Annotated in this window: 7 protein-coding genes; 5 read left to right on the top strand and 2 right to left on the bottom strand. The window is 67.4% G+C overall.

Annotated features, from left to right (window positions below; translation table 11 throughout):
- Positions 1-112: 112 nt before the first annotated feature.
- Positions 113-1,015, top strand: a complete 903-nt coding sequence (gene rfbA, locus EFAMC1_RS07720; RefSeq protein WP_154053719.1) for a glucose-1-phosphate thymidylyltransferase RfbA — start codon at positions 113-115, stop codon at positions 1,013-1,015.
- 605 nt (positions 1,016-1,620) lie between these two features.
- Here rfbA and EFAMC1_RS07715 read toward each other — a convergent pair.
- Positions 1,621-2,031 (bottom strand): ribbon-helix-helix domain-containing protein, encoded by a 411-nt coding sequence (locus EFAMC1_RS07715; RefSeq protein ID WP_154053718.1) that lies wholly within the window; start codon positions 2,029-2,031, stop codon positions 1,621-1,623.
- Positions 2,032-2,378: 347 nt separating this feature from the next.
- Positions 2,379-3,362: a hypothetical protein gene (locus EFAMC1_RS07710; RefSeq protein WP_154053717.1), complete on the bottom strand. Its 984-nt coding sequence runs from the start codon at positions 3,360-3,362 to the stop codon at positions 2,379-2,381.
- 1,164 nt (positions 3,363-4,526) lie between these two features.
- On the opposite strand from EFAMC1_RS07710, the gene gltB reads away from it, so the two are divergent.
- The 4 genes from gltB to EFAMC1_RS07690 all read left to right on the top strand — a co-directional run bounded on the left by gltB (position 4,527) and on the right by EFAMC1_RS07690 (position 12,383).
- Positions 4,527-9,245 (top strand): glutamate synthase large subunit, encoded by a 4,719-nt coding sequence (gltB, locus tag EFAMC1_RS07705; RefSeq protein WP_154053716.1) that lies wholly within the window; start codon positions 4,527-4,529, stop codon positions 9,243-9,245.
- Between the two features lies 1 nt (position 9,246).
- Positions 9,247-10,737: a glutamate synthase subunit beta gene (locus tag EFAMC1_RS07700; protein ID WP_154053715.1), complete on the top strand. Its 1,491-nt coding sequence runs from the start codon at positions 9,247-9,249 to the stop codon at positions 10,735-10,737.
- 339 nt (positions 10,738-11,076) lie between these two features.
- Positions 11,077-11,667 (top strand): Fic family protein, encoded by a 591-nt coding sequence (locus EFAMC1_RS07695; RefSeq protein WP_222838683.1) that lies wholly within the window; start codon positions 11,077-11,079, stop codon positions 11,665-11,667.
- Positions 11,668-11,816: 149 nt separating this feature from the next.
- Entirely contained in the window at positions 11,817-12,383 is a 567-nt protein-coding gene (locus tag EFAMC1_RS07690) for a hypothetical protein (protein WP_154053714.1), read from the top strand.
- The last annotated feature ends 602 nt before the right edge of the window (positions 12,384-12,985 follow it).

Here is a 12,985-nt window from a genome sequence, read left to right as displayed (position 1 = left end):
GCCCGGGGCCCCCCCGCCGGCGAGGCAAGGTAACGCCACCCGGCCCCGCCCGCCGCGGGGCCCCGGGGAGGCCGGCCGCGCGCCGGCGCCCCGGAAAGAGAAGGGAACGCACATGAAGGGGATCATCCTGGCGGGCGGCTCCGGCACCCGTCTCTACCCACTCACCACCGTCACCAGCAAGCAGCTGCTGCCGGTCTACGACAAGCCCATGATCTACTACCCGCTCTCCGTCCTCATGATGGCGGGCATCCGCGACATACTCGTCATCTCGACGCCGCACGACCTGCCCAACTTCGAGCGCCTGCTTGGGGACGGCAGCCGCTACGGCGTGAACCTGTCCTACGAGGTGCAGCCCTCGCCCGACGGCCTCGCGCAGGCCTTCGTCATCGGCGAGAGGTTCATCGCCGGCGAGCCGTGCGCGCTCGTGCTGGGCGACAACATCTTCTTCGGCAACGGGCTCTCGCGCCATCTGCGCCGCGCCGTCGAGCGCGCCGAGTCGGAGGGCGGCGCCACGGTGTTCGGCTACCACGTCGACGACCCCGAGCGCTTCGGCGTGGTGGAGTTCGACGAGAACCTCAACGCCGTCTCGATCGAGGAGAAGCCGGCGCACCCCAAGAGCTCCTACGCGGTGACGGGCCTGTACTTCTACGACTCGCGCGTGTGCGAGTTCGCGAGGAAGGTGCGCCCGAGCGCCCGCGGCGAGCTCGAGATCACCGACCTCAACCGGATGTACCTCGAGGACGGCTCGCTCAGCGTGGTGACGCTCGGCCGCGGCTACGCGTGGCTCGACACCGGCACCATGGAGAGCCTCTACGAGGCCGGCGACTTCGTGCGCGCCGTGGAGCGCGCGCAGGACACGCCCGTCTCCGTGCTCGAGGAGATCGCCTTCGAGAACGGCTGGATTGGGCGCGACACGCTCGTGGCGTGCGCCGAGAGGTACGGCAAGAGCGAGTACGGCCGGCACCTCAGGCGCGTGGCCGAGGGCAAGATCATCGGTGACCGCGCGGTGTACTAGGGCCGCGAGCGGGGCTGGACGCGCGGGTGGGCCCGCGCCGTGGCACCCGGCCGCCAGCTTGGCCGTCCGGCCGCCCGGCGGCCAGCCCGGCCGTCCGGCCGCCCCGCCAACCCATACGACCCGTCCAAGGGGGCGTCGGCTTCGGCCGGCGCCCCCTTTTTGTTCGCGGCCGTCCGTGCCTCCGCCGTTCGCGCCCCGCCGCCCGCGCCGTCCCGGCCCCAACGCGCCCCCGTGCCACCTCCGCGCGCCGCGCCCGAGGAGCCTTTCATGCCATCCTCCGCGCTCCGCGCCCGAGGAGTCCCTGCGCCGCCTTCCCTCGCCATCCCCCGTGGTGGGCCCATGCCGCCTCCCGTCCCAGAGGACGTTTCTGAAAAGGGAATTCTCCGAGATAGCCTTTTCAGAAACGTCCTTTGCGAAGGGGGCGGGCTATTTCCTTTTCAGAAACGTCCTTTACGGGGGTGCCGGGCTATTTCCTTTTCAGAAACGTCCTTTGCGAAAGGGGCGGGCTGTTTCCTTTTCAGAAACGTCCTTTGCGGGGGTGCCGGACCCGCCCCCCTCAGAAGCGCCCTCCGTCACGCTCGCCGCCATTTGGGTCCGTCCTTGCCTCACTTGTCGCGCGGGCATTTCCCATTGCGACCTTTGGGCTTACCGTCGCTGGAGGTCGACGAAGTCCCCTGCCTTCCAGATTCGCCCTGTGCCCCCTCCGCCTCTGCCTCGGTTTTTGTGCATGCTGTCAGTTCGGCATCCTCCTGTTCGTCCATATAGAGCGCCGCGGCGATGGCCCTCCTGATGTAGTCGGAGCGGTTCTTGGCCCTGCCCGACTTCGTCATGCTGTCCATGAGCTGCGCCATGCCCTCGGGAAGCTTCACCGAGACCGCCACCAGCTCGTCATCGAAGGGGCGAACGTGGCCGAGGGGAGAGATGTCGTCCCACGAGTGCCGCACCCACGTGTTCTCGAAGTGATTGAGCGCCTCGCGCGTGAGCAGGTAGTCGACGATCGGCTTGTAATCCGACATATGAACCCCTCCCTTCACCTTCTCTTCAGCAAAGTATGGGCCAGTGTTGCGCAACATTGGGCATCGCCCGGGTGAGTGGGGGAGTTTTGGGTGCCGAGCGGCGGGGGGAGCTTGAAATCAGGTCCGGGCTAGGGGGGTGATGCCTCGAGAGCCTTGGATGACGGTCGGGGCCAGGAAACAGAGGGGCTGGGTGGGGTTGGATGTTGAATCGGGGAACAGGGAATCCAGGCGAGATTGACGGAGGTGCGTACCGTGGAGGAACGAGCTGTTTTGATCAACGACAATGCCGGCCCAAAGGCCAGGGCCAAACGGGTCATGCGAGATTCGGTCGGGCACCGAGCCGGCCATCAAACTCCGCGCCGCGGAACTCCGTAGCGGTCGCAAAGCTCTGCGAGAAGGTCGTCGTTGGCAAGCTCCGCCCAGCCCACGCGCATGATCGGCCAGCCATAGAGGCTGAGGTGCGACTCGCGGATTCTCTCCCGGTTGCGCGAAAGCTCGCCCAGGTCACGGCCCTCGCCGCGCTTGCCCACCCCGTCAAGTTCGATGAGCAGCCAGCTGCCGTCCTCACGCAGGTAGCCCATATCAATGCGGAGCATCCTGCCCGGAACGACCGGGTCCTCGACCTCGACCTGCAGCTCGGGAGCCACAAAGCCCAGCTCGTGGAGGGCTGCCCTGAGAACCGACTCCCCGCCGCTCTCGGCTCGCCCGTCTGCGAGCGCCAGCGTGTGCCGGGTGTTCTCGATGCCGCGGTGGCCCGAGAACCGAAGGTCGACCTGCTCCATGAGCCCCCTGAGCTCGCCGCTCGTGCCGTATGCGAGGGGGTCCTTCGAAAGGGCCCGGAGCGCCGAGTCTGCCACGGGAAGGCCGAGGCGCAGGCTTGCCTCTCGCGTGCAGTCGAAGACGGTCCGGACGAGCGAGGTCGCGGGGACCCCGGAGACGACTACCGTCTCGTCCTCGCTCACGCGGATGCGCTGCGTGCGCGTTGAGCTCGAGGAATGCGACCGCGCGCTCGTGGCCACGCAGATGCGCCCGCGCAGCGCGAAGGGGATTTCGAGCCCGTGGAGCAGGCCTGCGGAGACCCCGGCGAAGACCCAGCCCCGATGGCGGTGGCTCTCGGTCTTGATCAGGTGGAGGTCTTGCTCGTCTCGCGAGAGGCGCTGCCAGTACTCGGGGCGCGCGAACGCGCCGGGCGCGGGCGAGACGAGCCAGCCGGCCTTGTATCGCGTCCGCAGCGCGGTGGCGCCTCGCGGGGTGTCGGCCGTGACGAGGCGACCCGCGCGCTCGGCTGCCTCGATGGCGCGCTGAACCTGTGCGTCGACGGTTCTGCTCATGGGGCTCCTCGGGCCGTCGTTGGGCGTGGATTGCAAGGATATCGGCCCGGCTCGTCATCGTTTTGCGGGAATTTGTCGGGTTGTCCGACAGGAACCTGACAGGCGAGGTGGGAGGGGTGATGGTTGATGCGAGTGGCTGACTATTTCGCCGGTCGGTCGGAAGCAGTCGGCGAACGGTGGTTTTCTCGGTTTGTCGGGTGCGGTTTGTGCGATTTAGCCGTGCGAGGGATGCAAATGCTGTTGCTTGGAGGCTGCATGCAGCTGGATATGGTTGTCTACCAGCGGCTTTGCAGGATGTCTGCGCCGGAAGCCGGGTAAGGGTCCGTCAGGTTTTGTCGGGTTCCTGTCAGGTTCTTGTTGGACCTTGTCGGGTTCCTGTCAGGTCTTGTTGGGTCCTTGTCGGTCCTTGTCGGGTTCCTGTTAGGTTGACGATCCCAGCGCTGGCTTTGAACGGTACCGCCTGGTTTGCCCGAGCCATCTGGACCGTATAGACCGCATAACGTTCCAGCTCATACAAAAGACGTTTCTGAAATAGGATTTGAACGTAATTCCTTTTTCAGAAACGTCCTTTGGAAGGGCGAGTGAGAGTACCTTTTTCAGAAACGTCTTTTGTGTCGCGCCGAGCCAGGGGAAGGGCCTTGGCGGGGCTTTGTCAGGAAGAGCCTCGGCAGAGAGCCTCAGCGGAGCTCCGGCAGGGAGTCTTGGCGGGGCTGCGGCGGGGGCTGCGGCGGGGCTACGGCGGGCGAGGCTGCGGCGGGGGCTGCGGCGGCGGGGGCTGCGGCAGGGGACTTCGGGTCGGACGTTGCCTGCCGTCAAGGTCGCACGCGACATGTCCCGCCAGACCCCGCCGGCCGTCAAAGTCGCATGCGGCCTGTCCCGTTTGGCCACCGCGACCGCCCCGGCCACCACGCCGGCAGAGCGCTTGGTATCGTTTTTCGCGCACCGCCGCTCTGGCGAAAATGTGACAAATCATCCGGAAGGAAATGTGACAGGTGGATATGGTTCGTTACAAGACTGCGAACAACTGGGGTGCCGTCTGTGGCCCCGCGGCGGCCGTCGCTAGACTTCTGAATGCTCGGCAGGCTGCTTCGGGGACGTCCGCGTCAAGCGGATTGGTGCGGCTTTCGGCGAGCGGCAGTATTCCATCGGAGAAGGAACACTCACATGGAGTCTCATCAGCAAGCTCTCTCTTCCCGCGTGACCAGTCCGGCCACCGGCGCCACCAGCCCGGCCGACAACGGCACAGCTGGTTCGCAGGCCCCCCGCGGCCTCTATCGCCCCAGCTACGACCATGACGCCTGCGGCATCGGCGCCATCGCGCAGCTCAAGGGCATTCGCAGCCACCAGACACTCGACGACGCGCTCTCCGTGCTCGTCAACCTCGAGCATCGCGGGGGCAAGGGCCTCGAGCGCAACACCGGCGACGGCGCCGGCGTGCTCTTCCAGGTGCCGCACCGCTTCTTCCGCAAGGAGGCCCAGAAGGAGGGCAACCTTCTGCCCGACGAGGGCGACTACGGCGTGGCCATGCTCTTCTTCCCGCACGACGACGAGACGGGCGAGACCGACGGCGTCTGCGACCCGCACGGCGTCGCCTCGGCCATCCGCGTGTTCGAGGAGGGCTGCGCCGCCTGCGGCGTGCCGCTCATGTTCTGGCGCCGCGTGCCCGTCGACCCGCACGACCTGGGCGACACCGCCAAGGCCTGCATGCCCACCATCCTGCAGGCGTTCCTGCGCCGCCCGGACGACGTCGCCGCCGGCCAGGACTTCGAGCGCAAGCTCTACGTGACCCGCCGCACCATCGAGCGCGCCGCCGACAAGAACCCCGCCCTCAAGGACAAGATCTTCTACGTGTGCTCCATGTCCAGCCGCACCATCGTGTACAAGGGCATGCTCGTGGCCACGCAGATGCGCCGCTTCTTCACCGACCTCAACGACGCGGCCGTGGAGACGTCGCTGGCCCTCGTGCACTCGCGCTACTCCACCAACACCACGCCCAGCTGGGAGCGCGCGCACCCCAACCGCTACATCATCCACAACGGCGAGATCAACACGCTGCGCGGCAACGTCTCCTGGATCCGCGCCCGCGAGCCAAACCTCTACAGCCCCATCCTCCAGCACGACCTGGAGCAGGTGCTGCCCATCATCAACCGCGAGGGCTCCGACTCCGCGATCCTCGACAACGTGCTCGAGTTCCTCACGATGAACGGTCGCCCGCTCGACCGCGCCGTGACCCTCATGGTGCCCGAGCCCTGGGACCACAACCCCAAGCTCTCGCAGAAGCGCCGCGCCTATGACGCCTACCAGTCCATGCTCATGGAGCCGTGGGACGGCCCGGCCGCCATCGTGTTCACCGATGGCACGATGCTCGGCGCCGTGCTCGACAGAAACGGCCTGCGCCCCGCGCGCTACTACGTGACCCGCGACGACCGCCTCATCCTCTCCTCCGAGGTGGGCACCATCGACGTGGAGCCCGAGAACATCCTGCGCACGGGCTGCCTGGGCCCGGGCGAGATGCTCGAGGTCGACCCCAGGCAGGGCCGCGTCATCTGGAACGATGAGATCCGCGACAAGTACGCCAACGAGAAGCCCTACCGCGACTGGCTGGGCGACGAGACCCTCGACATCCACGACCTGCGCGAGCCGGCCGCAGACGAGCTGCCCGCCGAGCCGGACGAGGCCCTGCCGCTCACCGAGCGCATGGCAAAGCTGGGCTACCACTACGACGACGTGGACGAGTGCGTGCGCCCCATGGCCACGACGGGCAAGACGCCCCTGGCCTCCATGGGCATCGACGCGCCGCTCGCGGTGCTCTCCAAGAAGAACCGCTCGTTCTACGACTACTTCCACCAGCTCTTCGCCCAGGTGACCAACCCGCCCATCGACGCGCTGCGCGAGAGCCTCGTGACCTCCAGCGTGCTCTACCTCGGCAACCACGGTAACCTGCTCGAGGACTGCCGCGACACCTGCCGCCTCGTGCGCCTGCAGGGCCCGATGCTCACCCACGACGCGTTCCGCCGCATCTGCGCCATCGACCGCGTGGGCTTCAAGACGCAGGTCTTCTACGCCACCTACCAGCGCGATGCCGGCCCCGACGCGCTCGAGGAGGCGCTCGCCAAGCTGGACGCCGACGTCGAGGCCGCGGTGCGCGCGGGCGTGAACATCGTGGTGCTCTCCGACCGCGCGGGCGCCGGCGAGGTGCCCATCCCCAGCCTGCTCTCGCTGGGCAGCGTGCACAACCACCTCATCCGCGCCGGCGTGCGCATGCTCGCCGACATCGTGGTCGAGGCCGGCGACGCCTTCCGCGCCCACGACTTCGCGACGCTCGTGGGCTACTCCGCGAGCGGCATCTACCCCTACATGGCCCACGAGTGCATCCGTGACCTCGCGGCCAAGGGCGCGCTCGGCGACTTGGATGCCGACACGGCCGTGGCCAACTACGACAAGGCCGTGACTTCGGGCATCACGTCGATCATGTCCAAGATGGGCATCTCGACCTTCCAGGGCTACCACTCCGCGCAGATCTTCGAGATCATCGGCCTCGCCGATGCGCTCGTCGACCGCTACTTCACGAGCACCACCACGAGCGTGGGCGGCCTTTCCGTGGCCGATGTCCAGCGCGTGCAGTCCGCCCGCTACGACGACGCCCTGGCGCTTGCCAAGACCCCGGCTCCCGACCAGCTGCCCACCATGGGCCTCACCAAGTGGCGCCCGCTCGGCGGCGAGGAGCACCTCATCGAGCCCAAGGCCATCTACCTGCTGCAGCGTGCCTGCTCTGAGGGTGATATGGACCTCTTCCGCGAGTACGGCGAGCTCGTTCACAGGAAGGGCCGCGCCGTCACCCTGCGCGACCTCATGGACTTCGACTTCGAGGGCCGCACGCCGGTGCCGCTCGAGGAGGTCGAGCCGGTCTCCGAGATCGTGAAGCGCTTCAACACGGGCGCCATGAGCTTCGGCTCCATCTCCAAGGAGGCCCACGAGACCCTCGCCATCGCCATGAACCGCCTGCACGGCCGCTCCAACACCGGCGAGGGCGGCGAGGACCCGGCCCGCGAGGTGCCGCTGCCCAACGGCGACTCCAAGAAGAGCGCCATCAAGCAGGTTGCCTCCGGCCGCTTCGGCGTCACGAGTCGCTACCTCACGAGCGCCATCGAGATCCAGATCAAGATGGCCCAGGGCGCCAAGCCCGGCGAGGGCGGCCACCTGCCCGGCAAGAAGGTCTACCCGTGGGTGGCCGAGGTGCGCCAGTCCACGCCGGGCGTGGGCCTCATCTCGCCCCCGCCGCACCACGACATCTACTCCATCGAGGACCTGGCCGAGCTCATCTTCGACCTCAAGAACTCCAACCCCGGCGCGCGCATCTCGGTGAAGCTCTGCGCCCTGGCCGGCGTGGGCACCATCGCCACGGGCGTCGCCAAGGGCGGGGCCGACAAGATCACCATCTCGGGCTTCAACGGCGGCACGGGCGCGGCTCCGCGCGACTCGATCTACCACGCCGGCATCCCGTTCGAGATCGGCCTGGCCGAGACGCAGCAGACGCTCCTCATGAACGGTCTGCGCAGCCGCGTCGTCGTCGAGACGGACGGCAAGCTCATGGACGGCCGTGACGTCGCCATGGCGGCGCTGCTCGGCGCCGAGGAGTTTGGCTTCGCCACCATGCCGCTCGTGGCCATGGGCTGCCTCATGCAGCGCGACTGCCAGCAGGACACCTGCCCGGCCGGCATCGCCACGCAGAACTGCACCCTGCGCGGCCGCTTCACCGGCACGCCCGAGCAGGTCGAGAACTTCATGCGCTTCACGGCCGAGGAGCTGCGCGAGATCATGGCGCGCCTGGGCTTCCGCACCGTCGACGAGATGGTGGGCCACCCCGAGTGCCTGCGTCAGGTCGAGGTCGAGGGCAACTGGAAGGCCAACACGGTTGACCTCTCCCGCGTCCTCGCCAACGGCACCAACGAGTACGGCAAGAACATCCCGGGCGCCGAGGGGCACCACTTCCTGCCGAGCATGGCGCCCGACCTCGAGCTTGACCAGACGCTCGACTCCACGCTGTTCATCCCGTACACGGCCGAGGCGCGCGAGCGCCTGGAGCCCATCCGCTTCCACGCCGACATCGACAACGTGAACCGCTGCGTGGGCACGATGCTGGGCAGCCAGGTCACCAAGGCGCACCCGGAGGGCCTGCCCGAGGGCTCTATCACCATCGACTGCGAGGGCTCCGGCGGCCAGAGCTTCGGCGCCTTCCTGCCGGCGGGCATCACGCTCAACATCGAGGGCGACGCCAACGACTACTTTGGCAAGGGCCTCTCCGGCGGCGTGCTCTCCGTGCGCCCGCCCGAGCGCTCCAACTACAAGTTCGACGAGAACATGGCCATCGGCAACGTTGCCTTCTACGGCGCCACGAGCGGTCGCGGCTTCGTGAACGGCCTGGCCGGCCAGCGCTTCGCCGTGCGCAACTCCGGCGCCACCGTGGTGGTCGAGGGCGTGGGCAACCACGGCTGCGAGTACATGACCGGTGGCGTGGCCCTCATCCTGGGCGAGGTGGGCCTCAACTTCGCGGCCGGCATGAGCGGCGGCGTGGCCTACGTGTTCGACGAGTTCGGCACGCTTGCGGGCAACTGCAACATCGAGATGGTCGACCTCAAGGCGCCCACCGAGGACGAGCTGGCGCTCATCCGCGCCCTCATCGAGGAGCACGTGCGACGCACGGCCAGCCCCCGCGGCATCAAGATGCTCTACCGGTTCCGCTCGTATGCGAGCAAGTTCGTGAAGGTGATCCCGCGCGACTATGAGCGCGTGCTCGAGGCGGTCGCGGTCGCCGAGGCCGAGGGCAAGTCGCACGAGGAGGCCCTGCAGGTGGCCTTCGACAAGATCACGGGGAGGAAGTAGCATGGGCAAGCCAGGAGCGTTTCTCGAGCACGGACGCCGTGCGCACGGCCTGCGTCCGGTGGCCGAGCGCACGGGCGACTTCAAGGAGCTCTACACGCTGCTCACTCCCGAGGAGCAGCGCGTGCAGGCAAGCCGCTGCATGATGTGCGGTGTGGCCTTCTGCCAGACCGGCATCGGCTTTGGCAAGGCGCGCCCGAGCGGCTGCCCGCTGCACAACCTCATCCCCGAGTGGAATGACCTCGTCTACCGCGGCCTTTGGCAGGAGGCGGCCGAGCGCCTGTCGCTCACCTCGCCTCTGCCCGAGTTCACGAGTCGCGTGTGCCCGGCCCTCTGTGAGGCGGCCTGCAACTTGGGCCGCGCCGACGAGCCGGAGACCATCCACGACAACGAGCGCGCCATCAGCGACTGGCAGTGGGCGCACGGTGGCCCGGCGCGCTTTGCCCCTGCCGCCGTGGACGCGCCGAGCGTGGCCGTGGTGGGCTCGGGCCCTGCCGGCCTCACCTGCGCGTGGGAGCTCGCCCGTCGCGGCGCCCGCGTGTGCGTGGTCGAGCGTCACGACCGTGCCGGCGGCCTGCTCATGTACGGCATCCCCAACATGAAGCTCGACAAGTCCGTGGTGACGCGTCGCACCGACCTCATGGCCGAGCTGGGCATCGAGTTTCGCCTGGGCGTGGACGCGAGCGACCCCGAGGTGGCGCGCGGCCTGGCCGACGAGTTCGACGCCGTGGTGGTCGCGGCCGGCGCCTGCGCACCGCGCGGCCTGGGTGCCGACGGCTATGGCGAGGGCCTGGCCGCGGGCGGCGTGGTCTATGCGGTCGACTACCTCACGGCGGCCACGAAGGCCGTGCTCGACGGCGGTGCGCCTGCGGTGTCCGCGGCCGGCAAGGACGTCGTGGTCATCGGTGGCGGTGACACGGGCAACGACTGCCTGGGCACCGCGGTGCGCGAGGGCGCCAAGAGTGTGCGGCAGTTCGAGTTCCTGCCGTGCCCGCCCGAGAAGCGCCTGGCCTCCAACGGCTGGCCGGAGTGGCCCAACGTCAAGAAGACCGACTACGGCCAGGTCGAGGCCATCGACCTCATGGGCGGCGAGATGCGCGAGTGGGGTATCGACACGCTCGAGGTGCTCTTTGACGAGGCGGGTGCCGTGCGCGGCCTGCGCGTGGCTGACCTCGACTGGAGCCACGGCAAGCCGGAGCGTGTGGCGGGCAGCGAGCGCGAGGTTCCCGCGCAGCTCGTGCTCATCGCGTGCGGCTTCACGGGCCCCGAGCACAGCGTCTTCGACGCGTTTGGCGTCGAGGTGGCCAAGCAGGGCCGCCCGCTGCCGGTCATGACGTCGCGCTCGTCGCACCGCGCGGTGGCTGTCGAGGGTGCCGCGCTCTCGACGCCGGTGTTTGCCGCCGGCGACGCCCGCAACGGCTCCACGCTCGTGGTGACCTCCATGGCCGACTCGCTGGCCTGTGCCGGCGAGGTTGCGGAGGCGCTGGGGCTGTAGGCGCCGCTGTGCGGCGCTGGTGTGCCCGCCCGCGCGCGGTGAGTGCGCTTGCCGCTCTGATCGTGCACTCACCCAAGGGGACTGGCCAGCCGGCCGGTCCCCTTGTTGCGTTTTGGGCTCTTGCTAAACTTGCCGGAGCCTTGCCAATGGGGCTCGCCTCGTTGTGCGAGCTTGGCTTTTCCAGTCGCGGGAGGTGCCCTCAATGACCGTCATCGAGTTCCTTAAGTCCAATCGGGCGTACTTCGAGGACTTCATCACCAGGAGCACCTATCACTCGAACGCCATCGAGAGGACTTCATCACCAGGAGCACCTATCACTCGAACGCCATCGAGGGGAGCATGCTCTCGTTTCCCGAGACGTACGCGATCCTGTGGAACGACAACTCGATGAGCATCAAGGCAACCGCGCGCGAGCTCTACGATGCCATCAACCATAAGTACGCGCTCTCGCTTGCCTTGGGTGACGGCAGCGTCGAGCTGCGCGAGTCCCTTATCAAGGCCATTGCGGAGCAGATCAACAAGAGCATCAACGACATCTCTGGCTACCGGCGCGTTCAGGTGGTGATTCGCGGGGCCGAGCACATCCCGCCGGCGCCCCAGCAGGTCGTCTCCCTCATGATGGAACTCGTCTACGCCTATAACCTCGACATTCGCGGCGGCAGGGACCCCTTCGAGCGCGAGGCCGAGTTCCACATCAGATTCGAGCGCATCCATCCCTTCGAGGACGGGAACGGCCGGACGGGGCGCATTCTGCTCGACTGGGGCCTTCTGCTCTCCGACGTCGCCCCCGCCGTGATCTCGATTGACGACCGTGCCCACTACCTGGACTTGATCGGGCATCAAGACGTTGCCGGCATGGCTGGGCTGCTGCGACGCCTGTCCGAGGCGGAGGCGGAGAGGATCGAGGCGTTCAAGTGGCGGGGTGCGTGATGTCGCGCTCCTTCTCGCGTTGCTCATGATGCCCCGATACTGACGTCCCGCTCCTTCTCGCATCGCCGTGCGTATTTGGTACCATATCGGTATCAAATGACGAACGCGGCATGCGTCACCTCGCGCGATGCTGCCAGAGAGGAGCTTAGATGAGCGACGCCATTCAGCACGGAGCCGTGCAGGGAACCGACGACGCTGCCCTGCGCGCGAGCATCGAGGAGGTCGCGCGCCTGCAGGACGAGCTCGTGGCCGAGCTGGTGGGCCTGGGCACCACGATGTCCAACGCCATGGACGCGCTTCCGGGCTTTGTGCCGTGCGGCCACGCGTTTGGCGTGGTCATCGAGGGCCTTGCGGCGTCGGTCGGCCGCTTTGAGCCCGACTACCTGCGCGACCTCACGGCTGCCGTCCGCGCGCGCAGCGAGCATGTGTCCGACCACCGCGGCGTCGCCCAGGGCATGCCGATGAACGTGCGCGCCGGCCTTGGCTCCGACGACAAGGTGGCCGCGATGCGCGCGCAGCTGCTCGCGAGCCTGCAGGGCATCGCCCCGTACGCCATGCGCGCCATGGAGCTGGGCGTCATGAGCGACGAACTCGACGTGACGCTGGCCAACACCCTGGCCGCACTCGGCAGGGAGGAGCTTGGCGCCAAGGAGCTGCACGATTACCTCGGCCGCGTGAGCGAGGCCGCACGCATCGCGATGACGTTCGCGGTGTAGGGGGACTCGGCGTAGTCCGACTTCTTGTTTCGCGAAGTTGAGGGCCTGCCGTCAGCTGGTGCTGGCGGCGGGCCCTCTTGGTTTGCCGGGGGTGTGCAGAACGAACGGGGCTCCGGACAAAAAACCGGACACCCGAGGGCGTCTGGATTGGAGCCCTGTCTGCCGGGAAAACGTTGGAGTGGGTGCTTTTTACCCTTGCCCGGGGTGTGCGCCTGGGTTTCGAGCCACCCAGTACTCGAGCGCCGCGCTGCCACCCCATTGCCTGGGGTGTGCGCCTGGTTTTCGGAGTCGTGCTACTCGAGATTCCAGAGCATGCGATCAGTTTTTCATTTTTCTGCCACGAAAAGTCGATTTGTGGGACAAGGGGGTTCCTGGGCAAGGGTCTGGTTTCCTTCAAATCTGTGATGTCGAATGGATGATGGGATGACGTATGGCCGCTAACCTCGGGTTTAGGCGCTGGGATCACTCGCTTTGGGCTCCGAGCGCTTTGTTTTCATCGTCTGCGATTGGTCAGCAGGTCGTCATCTGTACATCGGGCGGCGCTGGCAGAGGCATGAGTTCCCACAAATTGCGTTTTCGTGACAAAAAACGAGATAATCCAT

It is taken from the genome of Olsenella uli, assembly GCF_901212675.1.
GTDB classification, from domain to species: domain Bacteria; phylum Actinomycetota; class Coriobacteriia; order Coriobacteriales; family Atopobiaceae; genus Parolsenella; species Parolsenella uli_B.
This window is presented reverse-complemented; position numbering and strand designations above follow the sequence as displayed.

What these genes read in the sequence shown, in the direction of transcription:
- rfbA (WP_154053719.1), top strand. Translation starts at nt 113, where the DNA reads ATGAAGGGGATCATCCTGGCGGGCGGCTCCGGCACCCGTCTCTACCCA.
- EFAMC1_RS07700 (WP_154053715.1), top strand. Translation starts at nt 9,247, where the DNA reads ATGGGCAAGCCAGGAGCGTTTCTCGAGCACGGACGCCGTGCGCACGGC.
- EFAMC1_RS07690 (WP_154053714.1), top strand. Translation starts at nt 11,817, where the DNA reads ATGAGCGACGCCATTCAGCACGGAGCCGTGCAGGGAACCGACGACGCT.
- EFAMC1_RS07710 (WP_154053717.1), bottom strand. Translation starts at nt 3,362, where the DNA reads ATGAGCAGAACCGTCGACGCACAGGTTCAGCGCGCCATCGAGGCAGCC.
- gltB (WP_154053716.1), top strand. Translation starts at nt 4,527, where the DNA reads ATGGAGTCTCATCAGCAAGCTCTCTCTTCCCGCGTGACCAGTCCGGCC.
- EFAMC1_RS07715 (WP_154053718.1), bottom strand. Translation starts at nt 2,031, where the DNA reads ATGTCGGATTACAAGCCGATCGTCGACTACCTGCTCACGCGCGAGGCG.
- EFAMC1_RS07695 (WP_222838683.1), top strand. Translation starts at nt 11,077, where the DNA reads ATGCTCTCGTTTCCCGAGACGTACGCGATCCTGTGGAACGACAACTCG.